The organism is Streptomyces sp. NTD91, from assembly GCF_059510455.1.
Genome location: NZ_JCAJZW010000002.1, coordinates 269,975 through 292,856 on the forward strand (window position 1 = coordinate 269,975; position 22,882 = coordinate 292,856).

Annotated in this window: 22 protein-coding genes; 8 read left to right on the plus strand and 14 right to left on the minus strand. The window is 71.9% G+C overall.

The annotated features are described in order from the left end of the window. Window positions 1–198: 198 nt before the first annotated feature. Both AC5WRT_RS03855 and AC5WRT_RS03860 read left to right on the plus strand, forming a co-directional pair. The gene (locus AC5WRT_RS03855; RefSeq protein WP_496092980.1) at window positions 199–1,407 is read left to right on the plus strand and encodes a nucleotide sugar dehydrogenase; all 1,209 of its coding nucleotides are present in this window, start codon (window positions 199–201) and stop codon (window positions 1,405–1,407) included. Window positions 1,408–1,564: 157 nt separating this feature from the next. Further along, on the plus strand, window positions 1,565–2,128 hold the full coding sequence (locus AC5WRT_RS03860) for a hypothetical protein (RefSeq protein ID WP_496092981.1): 564 nt from the start codon (window positions 1,565–1,567) through the stop codon (window positions 2,126–2,128). A gap of 79 nt (window positions 2,129–2,207) precedes the next feature. On the opposite strand, the gene AC5WRT_RS03865 is transcribed toward AC5WRT_RS03860, so the two are convergent. The 4 genes from AC5WRT_RS03865 to AC5WRT_RS03880 form a co-directional block, all read right to left on the minus strand. Further along, the gene (locus AC5WRT_RS03865) at window positions 2,208–3,332 is read right to left on the minus strand and encodes a GuaB3 family IMP dehydrogenase-related protein (RefSeq protein ID WP_496092982.1); all 1,125 of its coding nucleotides are present in this window, start codon (window positions 3,330–3,332) and stop codon (window positions 2,208–2,210) included. Between the two features lie 123 nt (window positions 3,333–3,455). After that, window positions 3,456–4,961, minus strand: a complete 1,506-nt coding sequence (guaB, locus tag AC5WRT_RS03870) for an IMP dehydrogenase (protein WP_496092983.1) — start codon at window positions 4,959–4,961, stop codon at window positions 3,456–3,458. A gap of 162 nt (window positions 4,962–5,123) precedes the next feature. Then, window positions 5,124–5,711 carry a sigma-70 family RNA polymerase sigma factor gene (locus AC5WRT_RS03875; RefSeq protein ID WP_330338279.1) on the minus strand — a complete coding sequence of 196 codons (588 nt, stop codon included), beginning with the start codon at window positions 5,709–5,711 and terminating at the stop codon, window positions 5,124–5,126. A 922-nt stretch (window positions 5,712–6,633) separates the two neighbouring features. Continuing rightward, window positions 6,634–7,245 (minus strand): response regulator transcription factor, encoded by a 612-nt coding sequence (locus AC5WRT_RS03880; RefSeq protein WP_003948568.1) that lies wholly within the window; start codon window positions 7,243–7,245, stop codon window positions 6,634–6,636. A 379-nt stretch (window positions 7,246–7,624) separates the two neighbouring features. On the opposite strand from AC5WRT_RS03880, the gene AC5WRT_RS03885 reads away from it, so the two are divergent. Beyond that, on the plus strand, window positions 7,625–7,954 hold the full coding sequence (locus AC5WRT_RS03885) for a WhiB family transcriptional regulator (protein WP_496092984.1): 330 nt from the start codon (window positions 7,625–7,627) through the stop codon (window positions 7,952–7,954). Between the two features lie 146 nt (window positions 7,955–8,100). Here AC5WRT_RS03885 and AC5WRT_RS03890 read toward each other — a convergent pair whose 3' ends face one another. Next, window positions 8,101–9,003: a LysR family transcriptional regulator gene (locus tag AC5WRT_RS03890; protein ID WP_496092985.1), complete on the minus strand. Its 903-nt coding sequence runs from the start codon at window positions 9,001–9,003 to the stop codon at window positions 8,101–8,103. Window positions 9,004–9,083: 80 nt separating this feature from the next. Here AC5WRT_RS03890 and AC5WRT_RS03895 point away from each other — a divergent pair, with 80 nt between their 5' ends. The 3 genes from AC5WRT_RS03895 (at window position 9,084) to AC5WRT_RS03905 (ending at window position 11,559) form a co-directional block, all read left to right on the plus strand. Further along, window positions 9,084–9,752 (plus strand): MOSC domain-containing protein, encoded by a 669-nt coding sequence (locus AC5WRT_RS03895; protein ID WP_496099926.1) that lies wholly within the window; start codon window positions 9,084–9,086, stop codon window positions 9,750–9,752. A gap of 138 nt (window positions 9,753–9,890) precedes the next feature. Continuing rightward, window positions 9,891–10,664, plus strand: coding sequence for an SDR family NAD(P)-dependent oxidoreductase (locus tag AC5WRT_RS03900; protein WP_496092987.1), 774 nt, complete (start codon window positions 9,891–9,893; stop codon window positions 10,662–10,664). A 187-nt stretch (window positions 10,665–10,851) separates the two neighbouring features. After that, complete coding sequence (locus AC5WRT_RS03905) at window positions 10,852–11,559, plus strand: ester cyclase (RefSeq protein ID WP_496092988.1); 708 nt, start codon at window positions 10,852–10,854, stop codon at window positions 11,557–11,559. Window positions 11,560–11,845: 286 nt separating this feature from the next. On the opposite strand, the gene groL is transcribed toward AC5WRT_RS03905, so the two are convergent. The 4 genes from groL to AC5WRT_RS03925 form a co-directional block, all read right to left on the minus strand. After that, window positions 11,846–13,471 carry a chaperonin GroEL gene (gene groL / locus AC5WRT_RS03910; RefSeq protein ID WP_496092989.1) on the minus strand — a complete coding sequence of 542 codons (1,626 nt, stop codon included), beginning with the start codon at window positions 13,469–13,471 and terminating at the stop codon, window positions 11,846–11,848. Between the two features lie 120 nt (window positions 13,472–13,591). Beyond that, window positions 13,592–13,900: a co-chaperone GroES gene (gene groES / locus AC5WRT_RS03915; RefSeq protein WP_020132158.1), complete on the minus strand. Its 309-nt coding sequence runs from the start codon at window positions 13,898–13,900 to the stop codon at window positions 13,592–13,594. A 260-nt stretch (window positions 13,901–14,160) separates the two neighbouring features. After that, the gene (locus AC5WRT_RS03920; RefSeq protein WP_496092990.1) at window positions 14,161–15,024 is read right to left on the minus strand and encodes a polysaccharide deacetylase family protein; all 864 of its coding nucleotides are present in this window, start codon (window positions 15,022–15,024) and stop codon (window positions 14,161–14,163) included. Beyond that, entirely contained in the window at window positions 15,021–15,965 is a 945-nt protein-coding gene (locus tag AC5WRT_RS03925; RefSeq protein WP_496092991.1) for a polysaccharide deacetylase family protein, read from the minus strand. Before AC5WRT_RS03925 ends, AC5WRT_RS03920 begins: the two co-directional genes overlap by 4 nt. A 90-nt stretch (window positions 15,966–16,055) precedes the next feature. Here AC5WRT_RS03925 and AC5WRT_RS03930 point away from each other — a divergent pair, with 90 nt between their 5' ends. Next, window positions 16,056–17,279, plus strand: a complete 1,224-nt coding sequence (locus AC5WRT_RS03930; protein WP_496092992.1) for a class I SAM-dependent methyltransferase — start codon at window positions 16,056–16,058, stop codon at window positions 17,277–17,279. Between the two features lie 101 nt (window positions 17,280–17,380). Here the strand turns inward: AC5WRT_RS03930 and AC5WRT_RS03935 are convergent, their stop codons facing one another. Both AC5WRT_RS03935 and AC5WRT_RS03940 read right to left on the minus strand, forming a co-directional pair. Beyond that, window positions 17,381–18,604: an RNA polymerase sigma factor gene (locus AC5WRT_RS03935; RefSeq protein WP_496093082.1), complete on the minus strand. Its 1,224-nt coding sequence runs from the start codon at window positions 18,602–18,604 to the stop codon at window positions 17,381–17,383. A 181-nt stretch (window positions 18,605–18,785) separates the two neighbouring features. Then, the gene (locus AC5WRT_RS03940; protein ID WP_496092993.1) at window positions 18,786–19,142 is read right to left on the minus strand and encodes a YciI family protein; all 357 of its coding nucleotides are present in this window, start codon (window positions 19,140–19,142) and stop codon (window positions 18,786–18,788) included. Between the two features lie 310 nt (window positions 19,143–19,452). On the opposite strand from AC5WRT_RS03940, the gene AC5WRT_RS03945 reads away from it, so the two are divergent. Then, on the plus strand, window positions 19,453–19,644 hold the full coding sequence (locus AC5WRT_RS03945) for a hypothetical protein (RefSeq protein WP_496099927.1): 192 nt from the start codon (window positions 19,453–19,455) through the stop codon (window positions 19,642–19,644). 41 nt (window positions 19,645–19,685) lie between these two features. On the opposite strand, the gene AC5WRT_RS03950 is transcribed toward AC5WRT_RS03945, so the two are convergent. The 3 genes from AC5WRT_RS03950 to AC5WRT_RS03960 form a co-directional block, all read right to left on the minus strand. Continuing rightward, window positions 19,686–20,738: an LCP family protein gene (locus tag AC5WRT_RS03950; protein ID WP_496093083.1), complete on the minus strand. Its 1,053-nt coding sequence runs from the start codon at window positions 20,736–20,738 to the stop codon at window positions 19,686–19,688. Between the two features lie 338 nt (window positions 20,739–21,076). Further along, entirely contained in the window at window positions 21,077–21,544 is a 468-nt protein-coding gene (locus AC5WRT_RS03955) for an endo-1,4-beta-xylanase (RefSeq protein WP_496093084.1), read from the minus strand. 125 nt (window positions 21,545–21,669) lie between these two features. Next, window positions 21,670–22,716, minus strand: coding sequence for a LacI family DNA-binding transcriptional regulator (locus AC5WRT_RS03960; RefSeq protein ID WP_496092995.1), 1,047 nt, complete (start codon window positions 22,714–22,716; stop codon window positions 21,670–21,672). Window positions 22,717–22,882 lie beyond the last annotated feature (166 nt).

The following is a 22,882-nucleotide window of genomic DNA, read 5'->3' on the forward strand; positions in this document are numbered from 1 at the left end:
TCTGACCGGGTCGCCCGGCTTCAGCCACCACGGCATCCGGACCTGTGGACAACTCGCGCACAACCCGCTGCAAGACACACAAACACAATCACACATAACAGTCATATGGGTATCTAGCCTGACATCGCACGCGATCATCTCGTCCACAGCGGTTGCGCAACTGTCCCGCTTCGGCTATCGGGAAGGACGGCCCACGCCATGCCCGCAGACCTCGCCGTCATCGGACTCGGCCCCTACGGCTTGCCGCTCGCCCAGGCCGCCGTCGCCGCAGGCATCTCCACCATCGGCTTCACCACCGGCCCCGAGGCGGGCTCGCTCAGCCCCGCCGAGTTGCGCCGGATGCATTCGGGCGGATTCCGGCCCGGCACCGACCCGGCCCAGCTCGGGCGGGTGCGCACCGCGGTGATCTGTGCGCCGACCCCGCGCGGCGCCGACGGCGGACTCGACCTCGGCCAGGTGGAGGCCGCCGCCCGCACCCTGGCCGGGCACCTGCGTCCACACACGACGGTCATCCTGGAGTCTCCGGTGTTCCCCGGCGCTACGGAGGACTTCCTGCGCCCCCTGCTGGAGGAGGGCTCGGGGCTGCGCGCCGGCCGCGACTTCCACCTCGCCTACTCGCCCAGCCGGGTCGACCCCGGCAACCGCGACCACACCCCTGCCGGCACGCCCAAGGTCATCGGCGGCCTCACGCCCGCGTGCACCGAGTCGGCCGCCGCCTTCTACGGCCGGCTCACCGACAAGGTGGTACGCGCGCGTGGACTGCGCGAGGCGGAGACCGTGCAGTTGCTGGAGACCAACTTCCGGCACGTCAACATCGCGCTCGTCAACGAGATGGCCGTGCTCTGCCACGAGCTGGGCGTCGACCTGTGGGACGTCATCCGGTGCGCCGAGACCAAGCCCTTCGGCTTCCAGGCGTTCCGCCCCGGACCCGGCGTCGGCGGGCACGGCGTCCCGCAGGACCTGACCGGCCACGCCACCCGCACCCTGCGCATGGTGGAACTGGCCCAGCAGGTCAACAGCCGGATGCCCCGGTACGTCGTGCAGCGCGCCGCCACCCTGCTCAACGAACACGGCAAGTCGGCCCGCGGCGCGCGCGTGCTGCTGCTCGGCGTCACCTACAAGCCCGACCTCGCCGACCAGCAGGGCACACCGGCCCAGGAGATCGCGATCCGGCTGATGGAGCTGGGCGCCTCGGTGAGCTACCACGACCCGCTCGTGGCCTCCTGGACCGTCCTGGACCGCCCGGTCCCGCGCGCGGACTCGCTCTACGAGGCCGCCGCCGACGCCGATCTCACGCTCCTGCTCCAGCAGCACCGGACGTACGACCTGCAGGGGCTGTCGGTGAAGGCCCAGTTGCTGCTGGACACGCGGGGGGCCACGCCCACGGGGGCGGCACACCGGCTCTGAGCCCCCTGCCGCCCCGGCCACGGCGGTCACAAACGGAAAACGGCGGGGGGTGTTGTCGTCCCCGGCTGTTAGTCTCCCCCGGACTCACGGCGCATGCGTGTGCCGGGGTTCTCCGTTTTCCTTCTCAGTCGTGCTCCACATCGGGGGGATCTCTGTCATGAGCCAGTCAATTCCACCGGCGCAGCCGCCGCAGCCCGGTCCGGCCGACGGCAACCCGTACGCCCAGCAGGCCCCGGCCGGTGCGCCGTACCCGCCGCAGCCCGGCGTCCACGCCGCCCAGCCGGGCGCCTTCGCCCCGCCGGCGCCGGCCGCTCCGGCCCGGAGCAACGTCGTTCTCGGCATCGTCGCCGCGGTCGTCGCGGCCGTGGTCACCGCCGGACTCTACGGCCTCGTCATCGGCGCCACCAAGCACGAGATCGGCTACGCGGCCGTCGGTGTCGGTTTCGTCGTCGGTCTCGCGGCCGGCAAGACGGGCGGCCGCAACCCGGCCCTCCCGGTCGTCAGCGCGGTCCTGGCGCTCGCCTCGGTGTACGTCGGCCAGCTGGTCGGCGAGGCCATGATCGGCGCCGACCAGCTGCACGTGAGCTTCAGCGAGCTGTTCTTCCAGCACATCGACGTGGTCCAGAAGGTGTGGAAGGAAGACGCGGATCCGCTGACCTTCCTCTTCTTCGCCATCGCCGCGTTCGCCGCGTTCTCCGGCGCCAAGAAGGCCGCCGCGTAGGGCTCCGGCAGCGGGCGCGCGACATCCGGGGCAACCCGAAGGGCCCGCCCAGGTGGGCGGGCCCTTCCGCGCGTCGGGGTCAGCGGCGGTGCTGGCTGTCCGCGACCGTCACCTCGACCCGCTGGAACTCCTTCAGCTCGCTGTAGCCGGTGGTGGCCATCGCGCGGCGCAGGGCGCCGAAGAAGTTCATCGAGCCGTCGGGGGTGTGGGACGGGCCGGTGAGGATCTCCTCGATCGTGCCGACGGTGCCCAGGTCGACCTTCTGGCCGCGGGGCAGTTCCTCGTTGACCGCCTCCATGCCCCAGTGGTGGCCCTTGCCGGGGCCGTCCGTGGCGCGGGCCAGCGGGGAGCCCATCATCACCGCGTCGGCACCGCAGGCGATCGCCTTGGGCAGGTCGCCGGACCAGCCGACGCCGCCGTCCGCGATCACGTGCACGTACCGGCCGCCGGACTCGTCCATGTAGTCACGGCGGGCCGCCGCCACGTCGGCGACAGCGGTCGCCATGGGCACCTGGATGCCGAGCACGTTGCGCGTGGTGTGGGCCGCGCCGCCGCCGAAGCCCACGAGCACACCGGCGGCCCCCGTGCGCATCAGGTGCAGGGCCGCCGTGTACGTGGCGCAGCCGCCGACGATCACCGGGACGTCCAGCTCGTAGATGAACTGCTTCAGGTTCAGCGGCTCGTGCGAGGAGGAGACGTGCTCCGCGGAGACCGTCGTACCGCGGATGACGAAGATGTCCACGCCCGCGTCCACGACCGCCTTGGAGAACTGGGCGGTGCGCTGCGGAGAGAGTGCGGCGGCGGTGACCACGCCGGAGTCGCGCACCTCCTTGATGCGCGCGCCGATCAGCTCCTCCTTGATGGGCGCCGCGTAGATCTGCTGCAGCCGGCGGGTCGCCCGCTCGGCGGGCAGCTCGGCGATCTCGTCCAGCAGCGGCTGCGGGTCCTCGTACCGCGTCCACAGGCCCTCGAGGTTGAGCACCCCCAGGCCGCCCAGCTCACCGATGCGGATCGCGGTGGCCGGGGAGACGACCGAGTCCATGGGAGCGGCCAGGAAGGGCAGCTCGAAGCGGTAGGCGTCGATCTGCCAGGCGATCGAGACCTCCTTCGGGTCCCGCGTACGGCGGCTGGGGACGACGGCGATGTCGTCGAAGGCGTACGCCCGGCGGCCGCGCTTGCCGCGCCCGATCTCGATCTCAGTCACGTCTGTGGCCTTTCCCTGATGCGTTGCAGCGCCTTCCAGTATCGCCGACGGGTACGGCGACGGCGGCCCCGGATGCCCCGGAGCCGCCGTCGATGCCCGTCACGCGCGCGTGACGACGCCGTTTCAGCTCTTGCTGCTGTAGTTCGGCGCCTCGACCGTCATCTGGATGTCGTGCGGGTGGCTCTCCTTCAGGCCCGCGGAGGTGATCCGCACGAAGCGGCCCTTGGACTCCATCTCCTCGATCGTGGCGGCGCCGACGTAGCCCATGGTCTGACGCAGGCCGCCGACGAGCTGGTGCAGCACGTTGGCGAGCGGGCCGCGGTAGGGCACCTGGCCCTCGACGCCCTCGGGCACGAGCTTGTCGTCGGAGGAGACCTCGGCCTGGAAGTAGCGGTCCTTCGAGTACGACTTCGCCTGGCCGCGGGACTGCATGGCGCCCAGCGAGCCCATGCCGCGGTAGGACTTGAACTGCTTGCCGTTGATGAACAGCAGCTCGCCCGGGGACTCCTCGCAGCCGGCGAGAAGGCTGCCGAGCATCACCGTGTCGGCGCCGGCGGCCAGCGCCTTGCCGATGTCACCGGAGTACTGCAGGCCGCCGTCGCCGATCAGCGGGACGCCGGCGGGACGGGCCGCGAGGGACGCCTCGTAGATGGCGGTGACCTGGGGGACGCCGATGCCGGCGACGACGCGGGTGGTGCAGATGGAGCCCGGGCCCACGCCCACCTTGATGCCGTCCACACCGGCGTCGATCAGCGCCTGAGCGCCGTCGCGGGTGGCGACGTTGCCGCCGATCACGTCGACGGACACGGCAGACTTGATCTTGGACATCCAGCTGAGGGCGTTGCTGTTGTGGCCGTGCGAGGTGTCGACGACCAGGAAGTCCACGCCGGCCTCGGCGAGCGCCTGGGCACGCTCCAGCGCCTCGGGGCTGGCACCGACCGCCGCACCGACGAGCAGCCGGCCCTCGGCGTCCTTCGCGGCGTTGGGGTACTGCTCCGCCTTGACGAAGTCCTTGACCGTGATCAGGCCCTTCAGGACGCCCGCGTCGTCGACCAGCGGCAGCTTCTCGATCTTGTGCTTGCGCAGCAGCTCCATGGCCTCCGGACCGGAGATGCCGACCTTGCCGGTGACCAGCGGCATCGGCGTCATGACCTCGTGCACGCGGCGGGTGCGGTCGCTCTCGAAGGCCATGTCGCGGTTGGTCACGATGCCGAGCAGCTTGCCGTCCGGGTCGGTGACCGGGACGCCGCTGATGCGGAACTTGGCGCACAGGGCGTCCGCCTCGGCGAGGGTCGCCTCCGGGTGCACCGTGATCGGGTCGGTGACCATGCCGGACTCCGACCGCTTGACCAGGTCGACCTGGTTGACCTGGTCCTCGATGGACAGGTTGCGGTGGAGCACGCCGACACCGCCGAGGCGGGCCATCGCGATCGCCATCCGGGACTCGGTCACCTTGTCCATCGCCGCCGACAGCATCGGGATGTTCACCCGGACGTTGCGGGAGATGCGGGACGAGGTGTCGACCGCGTTGGGGAGCACCTCGGATGCACCCGGCAGCAGCAGCACGTCGTCGTAGGTCAGCCCGAGTGTCGCGAATTTTCCGGGCACTCCGTCGACGTTGGCAGTCATGACACCTTCCCCAAATGGCCTTGATCGGTGCGGATGTCCATGCTAACGGGAAGCATCGCTAGCAAATTCCACGGCAGGGGGTGACTTCGGGCTTCGTGTGTTCGTACGGAAGCCGAAGCATCCCTGTTCGGCAGGGGGAGCGGGAGGGGCTCCGCAAGGGCGTTACTGCTCGGCGAGCGCGCGCAGACGGCTCAGCGCCCGGTGCTGGGCGACCCGGACCGCGCCGGGTGACATTCCCAACATCTGCCCCGTCTCCTCCGCGGTCAAGCCCACGGCGATGCGCAGCAGGAGCAGCTCGCGCTGGTTCTCGGGGAGGTTGGCCAGCAGCTTCTTGGCCCACTCGGCGTCGCTGCTGAGCAGGGCGCGCTCCTCGGGTCCCAGGGAGTCGTCGGGCCGCTCCGGCATCTCGTCGGACGGGACCGCCGTGGAACCGGGGTGGCGCATGGCGGCGCGCTGCAGGTCGGCGACCTTGTGGGAGGCGATGGCGAAGACGAACGCCTCGAAGGGGCGGCCGGTGTCGCGGTAGCGGGGCAGCGCGAGCAGGACGGCCACGCAGACCTCCTGGGCGAGGTCCTCGACGAAGTGACGCGCGTCGCCCGGGAGCCGGGACAGCCGGGTGCGGCAGTAGCGCAGCGCCAGCGGGTGGACGTGGGCGAGCAGATCGTGCGTGGCCTGCTCGTCCCCGTGGACGGCGCGATGGACGAGCGCACCGATCGCCCCGTGGGCCGTGCCCGCCTCGTCGTCGCGCATCGGTCCATGGTGCCTTGTGGCCGTCCGGTCCGTCGCATCGTGTTCGTGGTTGTGCACCGAAGCGTTATGAGCAGGTGCGCCGGCACTCATTCCCTGCGCCCTCCCCTTCCGCTCGACCGACTCGTCCCCGAGAGACTCCACATCTCAAGGATGCGGCATCCGCGCCGAAACGAGCAGCGCGCGTACGGCGGACCGCCTTGCGCGGCGCCGGCCGCGGCCTCCCACGGGGGCCGTACGCCGGCGGCGCGCACGATCGCCTCGCGCGTGCCCCGCGCCGCACCCGACGCCGCCGACCACGGGTGTTCGCAAAGTGGATCTCCGCCCCCGCGGACGCCCGCTCACGCGCCGCGCGGCGCGCCGGACGTGACCGGCTCCACGCCGCGCGGCCCCGTCACGGCCGGGTCGGGGGCAACGGGAGCACTCGCCACGGGGTTTCCCGCGCCTGCTCCCGGGGACGACGAGAAGACGCCGGAGGGCGCCGGGTGCCCGCGCACCGATGACCCGGAAGCGTGACGGTACGGCGCGCGGCCGAGGGCGCCGACGCGGGAACGAACCGGCCGTGCGCCGCTCGTCGTACCGATCGTCCGGAACGGCGCACCGGGCGCGCGTCGTCTCGGTGACGGCTGTGCGCGGGCGCGGCACATCCGCTCGCTCCCGGGGCCGTACCAGACCGGCGAACCCTGCGCTTTCGGCGTCCGAGAACGATGAACTTCGGGCCGCCCCGCAGGGCCGCGCACCTCCCCGCGCGTGGGGGAGGCGGCGTACCGGCGGGGCGCCGGCCCCGGCGGTCTCGGCTCGCGGAAGGCGGGTGTCCGCGCCGTCGGCGCGACCCCTCGCTGCCGGGGAAGGCGGACACCCGTCCGGGCCGGGCATGGTGCCCGGTGCCGGGCGGCCCGACCCGCCCAGCGGGGCCGGGCACTGGTCAGCGGACCAGCCCCCAGCGGAAGCCGAGCGCCACCGCGTGGGCCCGGTCCGAGGCGCCGAGCTTCTTGAACAGGCGGCGCGCGTGCGTCTTGACGGTGTCCTCGGAGAGGAACAGCTCGCGGCCGATCTCGGCGTTGGAACGGCCGTGGCTCATGCCCTCCAGCACCTGGATCTCACGCGCGGTCAGCGTGGGCGCGGCGCCCATCTCGGCCGAGCGCAGCCGGCGCGGGGCCAGCCGCCAGGTGGGGTCGGCGAGGGCCTGCGTCACCGTGGCCCGCAGTTCGGCGCGCGAGGCGTCCTTGTGCAGATAGCCCCGGGCGCCCGCGGCGACCGCGAGAGCCACACCGTCGAGGTCCTCGGCGACGGTGAGCATGATGATGCGCGCGCCGGGGTCGGCGGACAGCAGCCGGCGCACGGTCTCCACGCCGCCCAGGCCGGGCATGCGCACGTCCATCAGGATGAGGTCGGAGCGGTCGGCGCCCCAGCGGCGGAGGACTTCCTCGCCGTTGGCCGCCGTCGTCACACGCTCGACGCCGGGCACGGTCGCGACCGCGCGACGGAGCGCTTCTCGGGCAAGCGGGGAGTCGTCGCAGACGAGGACGGATGTCATGACCGCCCTCCGCAGCTGATGCGCGTCACCTTGAGCCTCCAGGCTGGTACGGAATCTCACCTGTGCGGTCGACCGTCTCGGACGCCTGCCCGAGCGCTTGTGTTTTCAACCGCCTCCGCACTCTCAACGACGGTCACTCGAAAGAGTTACGGGGCTACACGCCGTCTTCGGCACTCTACGTGAGGGGCCCGACACAGCGCCGACATGGACGGCAGACCCTCAACTTTTCATCACAACTATGCCCCGTTTGGACCCTTTTCTTCCCGTTTCGCGGTGTCCGAGGCTAGATTCGCAATGAGTCATATTTTCATCTCCTTAGACCGGAGATGTACGGTCGATGGCACCGTATCCGCTCAGAACGGCTACAAGGGGTCACGTAATGGCAGATTTCTCCCGCCTTCCCGGACCGAACGCGGACCTGTGGGACTGGCAGCTGCTGGCTGCCTGCCGCGGCGTGGACAGCTCGCTCTTCTTCCACCCCGAGGGCGAGCGCGGGGCGGCTCGGAGCGCTCGCGAGAACTCGGCCAAGGAGGTCTGCATGAGGTGCCCCGTCCGCGCGGAGTGCGCGGCGCACGCGCTGGCGGTGCGCGAGCCGTACGGCGTCTGGGGCGGCCTGACCGAGGACGAGCGTGAGGAGTTGATGGGGCGCGCGCGCAACCGCCTGGTGACCGCTTCGGCCACCGGCACGGACGCCGCCCCGGATCACTGAAGGAACGATTCTGCACCCGAGGACCACTGGGTGCGCCTGCCTCCACCAGGGCACGTCGCGTCGCCGTGTGCGTGCCCTCGACTCTGCCTCCGGACCCCCGGCCCCGCCTCGGGATCCCGCGCGCCGACCCCTCGCCCGGGATCCCGCTACGCCGGACGCCCGGCCGCCCGCGCCAGCTGCTCCAGCGTCGCGGCCACGGCCGGCACCTGGGCCAGGTCGGGCAGGGTGAGGGCGACGATCTCACGGCGTACCGCCGGTTCCAGCCGTACCGTGCGCGCACCCCTGGGCCGTACCGACTCCACGGCCAGCTGGGGCAGGACGGCGACGCCCAGGCCCGCGCCGACCAGGCCGACCACCGCGGGATAGTCGTCCGTGGCGAAGTCGATGCGCGGGGTGAAGCCCGCCCCCTCGCACACCTCGACCAGCTGGCCGCGACAGCGCGGACAGCCCGCGATCCAGGGCTCCTGGGCCAGCTCTCCGATGGCCACGCTCTCCGCGTGGGCGAGCCGGTGCCGCTCCGGCACGAGGGCCACCAGACGGTCCATCAGCAGGGGCCTCACGACCAGGTCGTCCCAGTCCTCGGCGACCGCCGCGCCCTCGTAGCGGAACGCCAGGGCCAGGTCGCAGTCGCCGTCGCGCAGCAGCTCCACCGACCGCGGCGGCTCGGCCTCCTCCAGGGAGACACGGGTGCCGGGGTGGGCGGCGCGCAGGGCGGCCAGGGCGGTGGGGACCAGGGTGGAACTGCCGCTGGGGAACGAGACCAGCCGGACCCGACCGGCCCTGAGGCCCGCGATGGCGGCGACCTCCTCCTCGGCCGCGGTGAGCCCGGCGAGGATGCCGGAGGCGTGTCTGACCAGCGCCTCACCCGCCTGGGTCAGCCGCATCTCGCGGCCGCTGCGGACCAGCAGCGGGGTGCCGACCGAGGTCTCCAGGGCCTTCATCTGCTGGCTGACGGCGGGCTGGGTGCAGCCCAGTTCACGCCCCGCCGCCGAGAAGGAACCGGTGGTGGCGACGGCGCGCAGGACGCGGAGATGACGGGCCTCGATCACCTCTTGAGCATAAGGGCTGCTTGGGGCGGACGCGTGATATTCCCTCGACGCTTTGAGGTGCGGTCCCGTACCGTGCGGCCATGAAGCTTCTCTCGGTCAATCTGGGCAGCCCCCGGGCGGTGCCGTACACGGACCAGGCGCAGGGCGTGACGGGCATCGACAAGAGGCCGGCCGACGGGTCGGTGCGGGTGGCCGCCCCGGGCCCCAAGGGCGTCGGCGGCAGCGGACTGGCCGGGGACGCGGTGTGCGAGCTGCGGCATCACGGCGGCGACGACCAGGCGGTGTACGCCTACGCGCGCGAGGACCTCGACGACTGGGAGCGCGAACTCGGCCGGCCGTTGGCCAACGGTTGCTTCGGAGAGAACCTGACGACGGACGGCCTGGACGTCTCCGGCGCCCTGATCGGAGAGCGCTGGCGGATCGGTACCGAGGTGGTCCTGGAGGTGACCTCGGGCCGTATCCCATGCCGTACGTTCCAAGGCCATCTGGGCGAGCGCGGCTGGGTCAAGAGGTTCACACGGAAGGGCGTGACCGGTGCCTACCTCCGGGTGATCGAGCCCGGCGAGATACGGGCGGGCGATCCGATCGAGATCGTGCACCGGCCGGACCACGGGGTGACGGCAGCCCTGGAGTTCCGCGCGGTCACCACCGAACGGGACCTGCTGCCACGACTCCTCGCGGCGGGCGAGGCACTGCATCCGGAGTCACTGACGGCGGCCCGCAAGTACGTGGCCCGGCTGAGCGGCTGAGGGGGCGTCCACCTCCGGGCCCGGCCGGACAGCCACCGCCTGCGCGCCGCGGGCTGCCCCACGCCCAGGGCCCCCGCAGGTCAACTCCCCTGGCCCAGGTCAGCGGACGCGGTCGCTCCGGGTCACTAACCTTGGGTCATGACAACGGCTCTGATTACGGGATCGACCGCGGGAATCGGTGCCGCGTTCGCGCGGCGGCTGGCGGCTGACGGGCACGACCTCGTCCTGGTCGCGCGGGACACCGGACGGCTGCGCGAGCAGGCGACCGAACTGCACGACCGGCACGGCATCGAGGTGGAGGTGCTGACCGCCGACCTGGCCGAGGACAAGGGCATCGAAACGGTCGCCGACCGCCTCGGCGACCGGAAGAACCCCGTCGACCTGCTGGTCAACAACGCCGGTTTCGGCAACAAGGGCCGCTATCTCGACGTTTCCATGGCCGACGAGCTGAGGATGCTCAAGGTGCACTGCGAGGCGGTGCTCCGGCTGACCTCGGCGGCGGCCGAGGCGATGCGCGAGCGCGGCCGGGGCGGGGTCGTCAACGTCGCGTCGGTGGCCGCCTTCGTGCCGCGCGGCACCTACGGCGCCTCCAAGGCGTGGGTCGTGCAGTTCACGCAGGGCGCGGCGAAGGACCTCGCCGGCAGCGGCGTCCGCCTGATGGCCCTGTGCCCCGGTTTCGTGCGCACCGAGTTCCACGAGCGGGCCGGGATGGGCACGGACAACATCCCCGGCTGGATGTGGCTGGACGCCGACAAACTGGTCGCGGCGGCCCTGTCCGACCTGGCCCGCGGCAAGTCCCTGTCGATCCCCGACCCCCGCTACAAGGCGCTGATGGGCCTGGTGAAGGTGACTCCGCGTGCGCTGCTGGGCGGGATCACGTCGAAGACGGGGCGGAAGTACGGGCCGCAGTAACAGGTCCCGGCGGGGTCCGACACGCTCCCGCGCGGCCGGAGCACCACCGTGCCGAAGGACCCCTGTTCCCAGGCCGGCGCCGCAGACCTCGGCCGGAGCCCCCCGGCTCGAGATCCTTCACTGGGACACAAGGGTCATATCCGAATAAACTGGCTTGGCGTTCTCTGCCGGTCCAGGAGGCGGCGTCATGACCTTCGTACAGCTCATCGACTGCAGGACCAGCCGGCTGGACGAGATGAACCGGCTCATCGACGACTGGGTCGCCCAGACCAGGGGGAAGCGGACGACGACGCACGCGCTGGTCGGCAGGGACCGTTCGGACGCGTCGCACATCGTCGAAGTGGTGGAGTTCCCGTCCTACGAGGAGGCCCTGCGGAACTCCCGCCTCCCGGAGACCGGCAAGGTCTTCCGTCAGATGGCCGCCCTGTGCGACGAGGCCCCGACGTTCATCGATCTGGACGTGCTGCGGGACGAGGCGCCGGCCGAGGGGACCGTGCGCCGGTTCTACGCGGCGCTCGCGACGCCCGGCGAACTTCCGCCGCTCAACGACCTGCTGGACGAGGACGTCCACAGCCACGATCCGGTGAACCCGCAGGACACCATCGGACTGGACAACGCCCGCAGCGAGTTCCGGATGTGGCGCGGCGGCTTCGACTTCGCGTTCACGCTCGACGACGTGCTCGCCCAGGGCGACCGGGTGTGCGCGCGGTGGACGTGGAACGCCACGCACAACGGCGACTTCCTCGGCATCCCGCCCACCGGCAGGAAGGTCACCATGACCGGGATGACGCTGTTCCGGTTCACGGACGGCGGCAAGATCGCCGAGATGTGGTGGCAGCACGACCAGCTGGGGCTGATGCAACAGCTGGGCGCGCTCGACGAGCTGGAGCAGTAGCGGCGGTGCACAAGGGCGAGGGCCCGGCCCACCCGAGGTGGTGCGCCCTGCGCAGAACACGCTACCGAGGCCTCGCCGAGACCAGCCTCCAGCACCGGCTCACCGGCGCAGCCGTCAACCTCAGCCGTATCGACGCCCGGCTCTCCAACACACCCCGAGCCCGCACCCGAACCAGCCCCCTGACAGCACTTCGCCCCGCCGTACAACGACGGGGCGAAGCAACCGGGCCCGAATCAACCAACAGTATCCCTCGGGGTGCCGGGCCCTCGCTCGACGAGCGGTCGGCTCAGTGGGCGTGGCCGTGGCCGTGGCCCGCGGCGGCCGGCTCTTCCTCTTCCTTCTTCTCCACGACCAGGGTCTCGGTCGTGAGCAGCAGGGAGGCGATGGAGGCGGCGTTCTCCAGGGCGGAGCGGGTGACCTTGACCGGGTCGATGACGCCGGCCTTGATCAGGTCGCCGTACTCGCCGGTGGCGGCGTTGTAGCCCTGCCCCTTCTCCAGGTCCTTGACCTTGGAGACGATGACGTAGCCCTCCTGGCCGGCGTTCTCGCCGATCCAGCGCAGCGGCTCGACCGCGGCGTTGCGGACGACCGCGACACCGGTGGCCTCGTCGCCGGTCTTGCCGAGGTTGCCCTCGAGGACCTTGGAGGCGTGCACCAGGGCGGAGCCACCACCGGAGACGATGCCCTCCTCGACCGCGGCGCGGGTCGCGGAGATGGCGTCCTCCAGGCGGTGCTTCTTCTCCTTCAGCTCCACCTCGGTGGCGGCGCCGACCTTGATCACGCACACGCCGCCGGCCAGCTTCGCGAGGCGCTCCTGGAGCTTCTCGCGGTCCCAGTCGGAGTCGGTGTTCTCGATCTCGGCCTTGATCTGCGCGACGCGGCCGGTGAGGTCCTCCTGCTTGCCCGCGCCCTCGACGATCGTGGTGTCGTCCTTGGTGACCGTGACGCGGCGGGCGGAGCCGAGCACGTCGATGCCGACCTGGTCGAGCTTGAGGCCGACCTCCTCGGAGATGACGGTGGCGCCCGTGAGGATCGCCATGTCCTGCAGCATCGCCTTGCGGCGGTCGCCGAAGCCGGGGGCCTTCACCGCGACGGCGTTGAAGGTGCCGCGGATCTTGTTGACGACCAGGGTCGACAGGGCCTCGCCCTCGACGTCCTCCGCGATGATCAGCAGCGGCTTGGAGGAGCCGGCCTGGATGACCTTCTCCAGCAGCGGCAGCAGGTCCGCGATGGCGGAGATCTTGCCCTGGTGGATCAGGATGTACGGGTCGTCGAGGACGGCCTCCATGCGCTCCTGGTCCGTCACGAAGTACGGCGACAGGTAGCCCTTGTCGAAGGCCATGCCCTCGGTGAAGTCGAGCTCCAGACCGAAGGTGTTGGACTCCTCGACGGTGATGACACCGTCCTTGCCGACCTTGTCCATCGCCTCGGCGATCAGCTCGCCGACCTGCTGGTCCTGGGCGGACAGCGCGGCGACGGCGGCGATGTCGGACTTCTCGTCGATCGGGCGGGCCGAGGCGAGCAGCTCGTCGGAGACGGCCTTGACGGCTGCGTCGATGCCCTTCTTCAGGGCGGCCGGGGAGGCACCCGCGGCGACGTTCTTCAGCCCCTCGCGGACCAGCGCCTGGGCGAGCACGGTGGCGGTGGTGGTGCCGTCACCCGCGATGTCGTTGGTCTTGGTCGCCACCTCCTTCACCAGCTGGGCACCGAGGTTCTCGTACGGGTCCTCGATCTCGACCTCGCGGGCGATCGTGACACCGTCGTTGGTGATGGTGGGGGCGCCGAACTTCTTGTCGATGACGACGTTGCGGCCCTTGGGACCGATCGTCACCTTCACCGTGTCGGCCAGCTTGTTGACGCCGCGCTCGAGGGCGCGACGGGCGTCCTCGTCGAACTTCAGGATCTTCGCCATGACAGCGGGAGCCCTCTCGGAAATCTGTGGGTGAAAAAGACACTGCGCCCCGGGCGCCCGGCTTCGTTATCGGTCGCGGGGGCCAGGGGCGCAGCTCAAAGCAAAGGTTCGCTCGAGGTTTTACTTCTCGATGATCGCGAGCACGTCGCGAGCCGAGAGGACGAGGTACTCCTCGCCGTTGTACTTCACCTCGGTGCCGCCGTACTTGCTGTACAGGACGACGTCGCCGACCTTGACGTCGAGCGGAAGGCGCTCGCCGTTCTCGAAACGGCCCGGGCCCACGGCGAGGACGGCGCCCTCCTGGGGCTTCTCCTTCGCGGTGTCCGGGATGACCAGGCCAGAGGCGGTGGTCTGCTCCGCATCCAGCGGCTGGACCACGATGCGGTCCTCGAGCGGCTTGATGGCAACCTTGGAGCTGGTGGTCGTCACGATCCGACCTCCCCCTTCGGAGATCTCACGGGGTTAACTGTCTGAGGTGGCGACCAGGTCGATCCGTCGTCGCGGGTGCCGGACCTGCCCGTCGCGTTGTTGGCACTCTCCCTCGGGGAGTGCCAGAGCCGAGACTATGACCGCGATTAGCACTCGGTCAAGCGGAGTGCCAATGCCGTGCGGCGCGTCGGCCGAATCCCGGTGGTGCGGGGTTCGTTGCGGGCGGGCCGGACGGGCCGGTTTCGCCGGCCGGCACAGGGTCAGTCCAGGTAGTCCTCCAGCCGTCCCACCGTCAGCCCCCGCCGCTGCACTCTGCGCAGCAGCCACGCCGTGCGCTCCCTGAGGCTCGGACCCGTCGTCTCGTCGGGGCCGACCAGGATGATGTCGCCGGGGCGCAGGCGGCGTTCGCCATGGACGAAGACGAGGTCGGTCGGGGTCATCGCGACGCGCCAGAGGACGACCGCCGAGATGCCGCAGTCGGACGCGGCCTGCAGGGTGGTGGCGTCGTACGAGCCGTACGGCGGGCGGAAGAGGCGGGCATGTACGCCGAGGCGGGCGCTGAGCCGGTCCTGCTGGCCGCAGATCTCGGCGCGCTGGCCGGCGTACGGCAGCCCCGCCAGCGCGCGGTGGTCGACGGTGTGGTTCTCGATCCCGGCGCCCAGCCGGTGCAGGCGGCCGAAGTGGCCGTAGCCGGGGCCGGCGATGCTGTCGGTGAGGAACATGCTGACCGGCAGCCGGAGTTCACGGACCATGTCGACGAAGCGGGGGTCCCGGTCGGCGCCGTCGTCGTAGGTGAGGAAGACGACCCGGTCGCGGGTGGGGATGTGGTCGACGACGCGAGGCAGGGCCCGGCCGGCCGCCCCGGGCGGGAGGGAGAGGACCCGGGTGGTGGGTTGCGGCGGGTGGACGAGGGGCTCCGTCAGGCCCCAGCGGCGGTAGGTCCGGTCCGGGGCGGCACCCTGCGGGTGCACCCCCTCGGCGGCCTTCTTGCCGAGCCGCTCGATGGGGTCCACGGACTGGGCGCAGCCGGCGAGGAGGAGGGCGAAGGCGAGGAGCGCGAGGACGCGCCGGGCGGGGCGGCGCCGCCCGGGACCCGCGCCCCCGTGTCGCGCCCCCGGCCTCACAGGTAGTCCTCCAGGCGGGCCACGGCGTAGCCCTCGCGCGTGACCTTGTCCAGGAAGCGGCGCATGTCGTCGACCATCGTGCCGTTCCAGTCCGAGCGGCCGCGGAAGTGGGTGAGGACGATGTCGCCGCGGTGGATCCTCCGGTCCTCCTCGCGGTACTCCCAGTGGTCGGCGTAGACCTCCTCGTTCCAGATCGGCGCGTACTTGATGCCGCAGGACCTGGCGGCGCGCAGGGTGTCCTGGTCGTAGGTGCCGTACGGCGGGCGGAAGACCGTCGGCCGCCTGCCGAACTGCTTCTCCATGATGTCCTGCATGCCGCAGATCTCGGTCTTCTGCCGCTCGTAGGACAGGCCCGGCAGGTGGCGGTGGTGCAGCGTGTGGTTGTCGAGGGCGTGCCCGTAGGACCGCATCCTGCGGAAGTACCCGTAGTCGTCCTTGATCAGGTAGTTGCTGAGGAAGGCCGTGTACGGGATCTTCAGGTCCTTCATCATCCGCAGGAACTTCGCGTCCTTCTCCGAGCCGTCGTCGATCGTGAGGAAGACGATCTTCTGCTTGGTGGGGACACCGGTGAAGACCGGGGGCAGGTTCCGGTCCTCCTGGTGACTCACCTCGAACCCGGCCCGCGCGTTGATCACCGGCTTGCGCCCGGGCGGCGGGGGCGGGGGCAGCGGGACCTCGTCCAGCCCCCAGCGCCGGGCGGCGGCGACCAGCCGGGCGTGTTCGGCGGCTCGGCGTGCGCTCTCGGCGCCTTCGCGGGGCTGCGGGCCCGTGATGCGCGCGGGGCCGCCCTGGCCGGGCGCGGGGTGGGGCTCGGGGCCGGACACGCCGGAGCCGGCACAGCACGACAGGAGCACGGAACCCGCCAGGGCGGCGGCTCCGCGGAGCAGCACCGGGCACCCGAGACGCGTCCGATTTTTATCCTTTTGTACGACAGCACGCATGATGCCAGATCCTCGCAGGGCCCGGCCGGGAACCCACGGCGACACCGCCACCGGGGGCGAACCGTCCACCGACTGGCCGACAATGACCGGGTGAACGACCTCGCTCTGCTCCTCACCCCCGAAGGCCGTGCCCTCCTCGACGAGGTCCGGGGCACCGCCCCGGCCGACGAACTCGCCGTCGCCACCCGGCTGCGCCGCGACCACCCCGCCGAGCTGGTGTCGGCGGCGCTCGGCCAGGCCCGGCTGCGGCAGCGGGCGGCGGCGAAGTTCGGGGCGGCGGACGCCGGGCGGATGTTCTTCACGCCGAACGGCGTCGAACAGTCGACGCGGACGAGCGTGGCGACGTACCGCGCGGGGCGGCTCAGGGAGCTCGGCGTGACCTCGGTGGCCGACCTGTGCTGCGGGATCGGCGGGGACGCGATCGCGTTCGCCCGGGCGGGTATCCGGGTGCTCGCCGTGGACCGGGACCCGGTGACGGCCGCGACGGCGCGGGCGAACGCGGAGGCGCTGGGACTGGGCGAGCTGATCGAAGTGCGGGAGGCGGACGTCACTCAGGTGGAGACGAACGGGTACGACGCCGTGTTCGTGGACCCCGCGCGTCGCGGGGGGCGGTCCGGAGGGGCCGCGCGCAGCGCGTCGGTGAGGGGCGGTGGCCGGGCGACGGGCGGGCGCATCTTCGACCCTGAGGCCTACTCCCCTCCCCTGTCCTGGGCGATCGGGGCCGCTCGTACGGTGCCCCGCGCCGCGCTGAAGGTCGCGCCCGGCATCCCGCACGAGGCCGTGCCGGCCGACGCCGAGGCCGAGTGGATCTCGGACGGCGGAGACGTGAAGGAGGCAGTGCTGTGGTTCGGCACCGGGCCGGGCACGGTGCGCGCCACCCTGCTGCCCGGCCCGCGCACGCTCCTCGGAAAGGGCCTGCCCGATCCGGCGGTACGGCCGGTGGGGCGGTACCTGTACGAGCCCGACGGCGCCGTCATCCGCGCCCATCTGGTCGCCGAGGCGGCCGAGCACCTGGGCGGCGGGCTGATCGACCCCACCATCGCCTACGTCACCGCCGACGAGCTGCGGCCCACGCCGTACGCCTCCGCCTACGAGATCACCGATCAGCTCCCCTTCAACCTCAAGAAGTTGAGGGCCCTGCTGCGGGAGCGGGCGGTCGGCACGCTGACCGTGAAGAAGCGCGGGTCGGCCGTCGAGCCGGAGGAACTGCGCCGGAAGGTCAAGCCGCAGGGGCCGAACGCGGCGACCGTCTTCCTGACCCGGGTGGCGGGAGCGCCGACGATGCTCGTGGGGCAGCCGGCGCCGGTCGGCTGAGCGCACGGTGTGGTCGCGCGGGACGCGGGCGCGACGGCTCACCGCGAAGGCGGCTCGTGGGCGACCACGGTCGTCCTCGTCGGCCTGCCGCGCGGGACCGGTCACATGTCCTCCGCCGCCGCGCGGCGCAGCAGTAGTTCGCGTTCGCGGCCGTTGCGGGCGAGGGTGGACGCGCGGGTGAACTCCGTGCGGGCCTCCGCCGTGCGGCCCAGGCGGGCGAGGAGGTCGCCGCGGACGCTGGGCAGCAGGTGGTAGTCGCGCAGGGCCGGTTCTGCGGCGAGGGCGTCCACCAGCTTCAGACCCTCGGCGGGGCCGTCGGCCATGGACACGGCGACCGCGCGGTTCAGCTCCACCACGGGCGAGGGGGCGCGGGCGGCCAGCAGTCCGTACAGGGTGGCGATGGCACGCCAGTCGGTGTCCTCGTAGGTGTACGCGTGCGCGTGGCAGGCGGCGATGGCCGCCTGGAGGGCGTAGGGGCCCGGGGCGCCGGCCGCGGTGGCGCCGGCGCGCTCCAGCGCCCGGACGCCACGGGCGATCAGCATGCGGTTCCAGCGGCGGCGGTTCTGGTCCTTCAGGAGCACCGGTTCGCCGTCGGGGCCGGTGCGGGCGGCCGTGCGGGAGGCCTGGAACTCCAGGAGCGCGGTCAGACCGTGCACCTCCGGTTCCCTGGGCATCAGCGCGGACAGGACACGGGCCAGCCGCAGCGCGTCCTCGCACAGGCCGGGGCGGAGCAGGTCGTCGCCTGCGGTCGCGGCGTAGCCCTCGTTGAAGATCAGGTAGATGACGTCCAGCACGGAACCGAGGCGGGCCTCGCGGTCGGGGCCGTAGGGCACCTCGAAGGCGATGTTCTTCTTCGCCAGGGTGCGTTTGGCGCGCACGATGCGCTGGGCGATCGTGGACTCCGGGACCAGATGGGCGCGGGCGATCTCGGCCGTGGTCAGGCCGCCGAGCAGACGCAGGGTGAGCGCCGTGCGAGCCTCGCGCGACAGCACCGGGTGGCAGGTGGTGAAGACGAGCCGGAGCAGGTCGTCGTCGATGTCGTCCGGGTCGGCGGGGGCCTCGGGTGCCGTCGCCTCCAGGTCCCGGCCGATCTCGGCGAGCTTGCGGGCGTAGGTCTCGCGGCGCCGGATCAGGTCGACGGCACGGTGCCGTGCGGTGGCCATGAGCCAGGCGCCGGGGTTGTCGGGGACCCCGTCGCGCGGCCACCGCTCCAGGGCGGCGACCAGCGCGTCCTGCGCCAGCTCCTCGGCGATCCCGACGTCCCGCACGATCCGGGCGACACCGGCGATGACCCGGGGCGACTCCAGCCGGAAGACGGTCTCGATGGCGTGGGCGGCGGGCTCGGGGTCCGCTGGGGCCTGGGCGGCCGTACCCGCCTCGGCGGCCCCGCCAAGACGGGCGGGCTCCCGCGCCTCCACGGCCTGGGGTGCGCTGTGCCGTGGTGCTGTGGGCTGTGGTTCCACAGTCCACCATGCAACACCCCCCAACGGCACAGCGCCAGGCACGTCAGCCCTCGGCGATCTCGCGCACCTCGCAGGTCACGGTCCAGTACTCCTCGTGGGTCTTGAGGAACCGCTTGGTCCACTCCAGGGCCTCGTCCATGTCCTTGCACTGCATGAGGGCGTAGCCGCCGACGACCTCCTTGGACTCGGTGAACGGCCCGTCCGTGACGGTGAGGTCGCCGCCCTCCCAGCGCACCCGCTTGCCCTGGGTGTGCGGGGTGAGCCCGGCGGTGTCGAGCATGACACCGGCCTTGGTGATCTCCTCGATCAGCGCGCCCATCCGCTTCATCAGCTCGGGGCTGGGGCCCTCCGGCGGCGCGGTGGTCTCGTCGACGCGCACGATCGACAGGTAGCGGGGCATGGTGCCTCCTTCGGTCGGGGCGACGGGTCCTTCCCCGCCGCTCACCCCTGCGTCGAACGGGAGGGCCCCGGATCGACACGCTCACCGGAAATTCTTTCCGCCGTCCGGGATCACCTCGGCCCGGGGCCGAATCCGGCCTTCCGGTACGGCGCCCCGACCGCCCTGCCGCCGGTCGCCAGGGCCGCGTCCGTGACCAGGCCCGAAGGGGCGCCCGCGCGGGCTCCGGACCGCGCCGTTGCCGCCGTCCCCGCCGCTCGCGCAGGCGGCCCGGTCGGCGTATCCGTCGCCGTCACCCCTGAACACCCGGACGGTGCTGCCGAAGGCGGTCACCCCGCCCGGCGGTGCCGGGGGCACCCGCGGTGTCCTGGGTGACGCCCTGGGCGCCGGTGCCGGTCAGACTTCGTCGCGGACCGGCGCGGCGGTCTTCGACGCGGACACGGGGGACGCCGCGCCCGAGGGCGGTGGTTCCGAGGGGCAGCGGCAGCAGCCAGCGGGCGTGTGAACGCGGAGAGGCGGAGTTGCAGGGTCACGCCGGTACCCGGCTCAACGCAGGGACGCCCACAGCTCGCTCGCCGCCGGCTCCTCGGCGATCACCCGGTTGTGGTCGGACGGGGCGGTGACGACCGGCATCATCACCGTCCGCACGCGGTCGGCGCTCAGCCCCTTCAGGCTCTGCCCGAGCCGCATCAGCTCGCTCAGCGAGTCCAGGCCGGTGTCGGTGGTGAGCCCGGAGGTGATCGCGTCGGCGACCCGGTACAGCCGGGCCGGGTCGGTGAGCAGCCTGGTGCTGCTCATCTGCTCCAGCAGATCCTTCACCAGCATCTGTTGCAGCCCTATGCGGCCGAGGTCGCTGCCGTCGCCTATGCCGTGCCGGGTGCGGGCGAGCGCGAGGGCCTGCTTGCCGTCGAGGTGGTGGGAGCCCGCCTTCAGGTGCAGATGGCTCTGGTCGTCCTCGATGTCCTGCGCGGTGGTGACGTCGACCCCGCCGAGCGCGTCGACGAGTCTCGCGAATCCGGAGAAGTCGATCTCGATGTAGTGGTCCATGCGGATGTGCGTGATCGACTCCACGGTCTTCACCGCGCACACCGGACCGCCCACCGCGTAGGCGCTGTTGAACATCGCCTGGTACGTCACCGCCGTCGAGCCGCCCGAGGCGAGCGGGCAGGACGGGCGGGTGACGAGGGTGTCGCGCGGGATGCTGACCACGGTGGCCTTCGTCCGGCCCGCGTCCAGGTGCCAGACCATCGCCGTGTCCGAGCGGGCGCCGGAGCTGTCGCCCCCGCCCAGTTCCTTGTTGGCCCTGCCGCTGCGCGAGTCCGAGCCGAGGACCAGGATGTTCAGGGAGTCGGTCGGCAGCGGGGCGGCGGCCGAGGCACTCGCGGAGGGGGTGGTCTCCGCCCGCGCGGGCCGGTCGCTGCCGAGCGCGCTGTCGATGTCGACGCTTCTGATGTTGTGGTTCAGATGCCAGTACGCCCAGCCCACCACGGCCGTGCCCAGCACCAGGGCGCCCGCCAGGGTGAGGCCGACGATCCTCAGCGCTCCCGACCGCCGGCCCACCCGTCTGCCCGCTTCGCCTTGCTCCTCGTCGTGCTCCATGTGTCGCGTCACGCGAGGAACGTAAGTCCGAATTATTAGGGGACTGTTAGCGCAAGCGGTGAGATGGGGTTTTCTTCGGAATTTCTCACCCCGGGCGGTTCCCGGTCTCATCCGAGCGTCACCTGGGCACCGGATTGCTGCCGCTGAAGCACCCGTTGAAGCCGAGGGCCACCGAACCGCCGTCCGGCACGGACTCGTTGCAGGAGGCGTCGGAACTGGACACCGTTCCACCCCGGACCGGGTGCACGTGACGTTCCAGGCCTGGGTGATCCGCCGGCCGGCAGCCGTGGGTGCAGTTCACCTTCCACGAGGACGGCACGGCCCAGGGCAGGAGACGGTCACCTGGCCGGTGAAGCCCCGCACCGTGACGTCCACACAGCGGTCACGGCGGCGCAGGCGGCGAGGACGGACCTGAAGTCGGCCTTCGGCTGGGCGACTTCCGTCGCTTCGACGGCCAGTTGCATGCGGACGTCCGGCTCGGTGATCGCCACGTCCACGCCGAGGTCGGCGAAGCGCGGGATGTTCTGCTGGAGGGTGCTCAGGCCGCCCAGTCGGGCGGAGGTCCAGTCGCCGTTCGTCGGCCGGCTCGGGTTCCGGCTGTGCCGGACCAGGGTGTGGCCGCGCACCTGCTGGTGGTGGCCGGGGCGAAGGCCACGATCCGGTCGGCCGTAGGCGCCGGTGAGCCTGGAGCCGGTGACGGCTGTGCCGACGACCTTGCCCCGGGCGACGGCGAGGTCGCGCACCGGGGTGTCGGCAGGGTGCGCGGCGGGCGCGGACAGCGGCTCGACACCGGTCAGCGGGGACACGAGGGACAAGCCGGTTCCGAGAGACCCGTCGGCGGGTTCCGAAAGTATCGGTTCGATGACCGACCGACTACGGAGGACGGGGCGTCCGCCCCACCCGTCAACACGTCACCTTCCGGCCACCCGCGTCACGAGGCGCCCGGTCGCACGGTCGCCGGCGCCGCCGTGCTGGACCGGACCACCAGGCTGGTCGCCAGCTCCACACGGGTCGCGGCCCGCTCCTCCTGCTCGCGGCCGAGCTCCAGCACCAGCCGGGCGGCGGCCTCGGCCATCTCGGTCAGCGGCTGCCGCACGGTCGTCAGCGGCGGGCCGACCCAGCGAGCCACGGGCAGATCGTCGAAGCCGACCACGCTGAGGTCCTCCGGGATGCGCAGGCCCAGCTCACGCGCGGCCTCGTACAGGCCGAGAGCCTGCAGGTCGTTGCCCGTGAAGACGGCCGTCGGCCGGTCGGGGCGGCGCAGCAGCTGAAGGCCCAGGCGGTAGCCGGAGTCGTGGTGGAAGTCGCCGGCCACGATCAGCGAGGGGTCCACGGGCAGGCCGGCCGTCTCCAGCGCGGCGCGGTAGCCGTCGACGCGGGCGCGGCTGCACATCATCCTCGACGGGCCGCTGATCGCGCCGATCCGGGTGTGGCCGAGTTCCACCAGGTGGCGGGTGGCGGCGAGGCCGCCCTGCCAGTTGGTGGCGCCGATGGAGGGCACGTCCGGGCCCGGGTCGCCGGCGGGGTCCATCACCACGAACGGGATGGAGCGGCTGGTCAGCAGCGCCCGCTGGGACTCGTCGAGCTCGGACAGCACGAGCACCACGCCGTGCGGGCGGCGGGCGGCCACCTGGTCGGCCCAGGTGCGGCCCGGCGAGAGCCGCCCGGCCGACTCCGAAAGGACCACGCTCAGCCCGGCGTCCCGGGCCACGTTCTCCACGCCCCGGATGACTTCCAGCGCCCAAGCACTGTCCAGTTCGTGGAAGATCAGGTCGATCAGCGGGGAGCGGGAGGCCTCGGCGCGCCGACGTCGGTAGCCGTGGACGCGCAGCAGCTCCTCGACCCGGGTGCGGGTCGCCGGGGCGACATCGGCGCGACCGTTGAGCACCTTCGAAACAGTCGGAGCCGACACCCCGGCCTCACGGGCGATTTCGGCGAGGGTCGCGCTCTGCGTCTCTGCGGACTTCGAAGGCTTCATGTCCGCGATCGTATCCTCACCCGCCTCCTCGGCGAAGGCACGCGCGAGCGAGCCGATCTTCGAAACATTTGAGATTGTTGACGCAACATTTGATGTCCACGGTGCGGTCCTTCTGCGGCTCACCTCGAAGAAACGGCAAAAAGCAAGCCCTGTGCGGCGTGCGTTC

What these genes read in the sequence shown, in the direction of transcription:
- AC5WRT_RS03885 (WP_496092984.1), top strand. Translation starts at nt 7,625, where the DNA reads ATGGCAGATTTCTCCCGCCTTCCCGGACCGAACGCGGACCTGTGGGAC.
- groL (WP_496092989.1), bottom strand. Translation starts at nt 13,471, where the DNA reads ATGGCGAAGATCCTGAAGTTCGACGAGGACGCCCGTCGCGCCCTCGAG.
- AC5WRT_RS03925 (WP_496092991.1), bottom strand. Translation starts at nt 15,965, where the DNA reads ATGCGTGCTGTCGTACAAAAGGATAAAAATCGGACGCGTCTCGGGTGC.
- AC5WRT_RS03900 (WP_496092987.1), top strand. Translation starts at nt 9,891, where the DNA reads ATGACAACGGCTCTGATTACGGGATCGACCGCGGGAATCGGTGCCGCG.
- AC5WRT_RS03940 (WP_496092993.1), bottom strand. Translation starts at nt 19,142, where the DNA reads ATGCCCCGCTACCTGTCGATCGTGCGCGTCGACGAGACCACCGCGCCG.
- AC5WRT_RS03950 (WP_496093083.1), bottom strand. Translation starts at nt 20,738, where the DNA reads ATGGAGCACGACGAGGAGCAAGGCGAAGCGGGCAGACGGGTGGGCCGG.
- AC5WRT_RS03960 (WP_496092995.1), bottom strand. Translation starts at nt 22,716, where the DNA reads ATGAAGCCTTCGAAGTCCGCAGAGACGCAGAGCGCGACCCTCGCCGAA.
- AC5WRT_RS03895 (WP_496099926.1), top strand. Translation starts at nt 9,084, where the DNA reads ATGAAGCTTCTCTCGGTCAATCTGGGCAGCCCCCGGGCGGTGCCGTAC.
- guaB (WP_496092983.1), bottom strand. Translation starts at nt 4,961, where the DNA reads ATGACTGCCAACGTCGACGGAGTGCCCGGAAAATTCGCGACACTCGGG.
- AC5WRT_RS03860 (WP_496092981.1), top strand. Translation starts at nt 1,565, where the DNA reads ATGAGCCAGTCAATTCCACCGGCGCAGCCGCCGCAGCCCGGTCCGGCC.
- AC5WRT_RS03855 (WP_496092980.1), top strand. Translation starts at nt 199, where the DNA reads ATGCCCGCAGACCTCGCCGTCATCGGACTCGGCCCCTACGGCTTGCCG.
- AC5WRT_RS03875 (WP_330338279.1), bottom strand. Translation starts at nt 5,711, where the DNA reads ATGCGCGACGACGAGGCGGGCACGGCCCACGGGGCGATCGGTGCGCTC.
- AC5WRT_RS03905 (WP_496092988.1), top strand. Translation starts at nt 10,852, where the DNA reads ATGACCTTCGTACAGCTCATCGACTGCAGGACCAGCCGGCTGGACGAG.
- AC5WRT_RS03880 (WP_003948568.1), bottom strand. Translation starts at nt 7,245, where the DNA reads ATGACATCCGTCCTCGTCTGCGACGACTCCCCGCTTGCCCGAGAAGCG.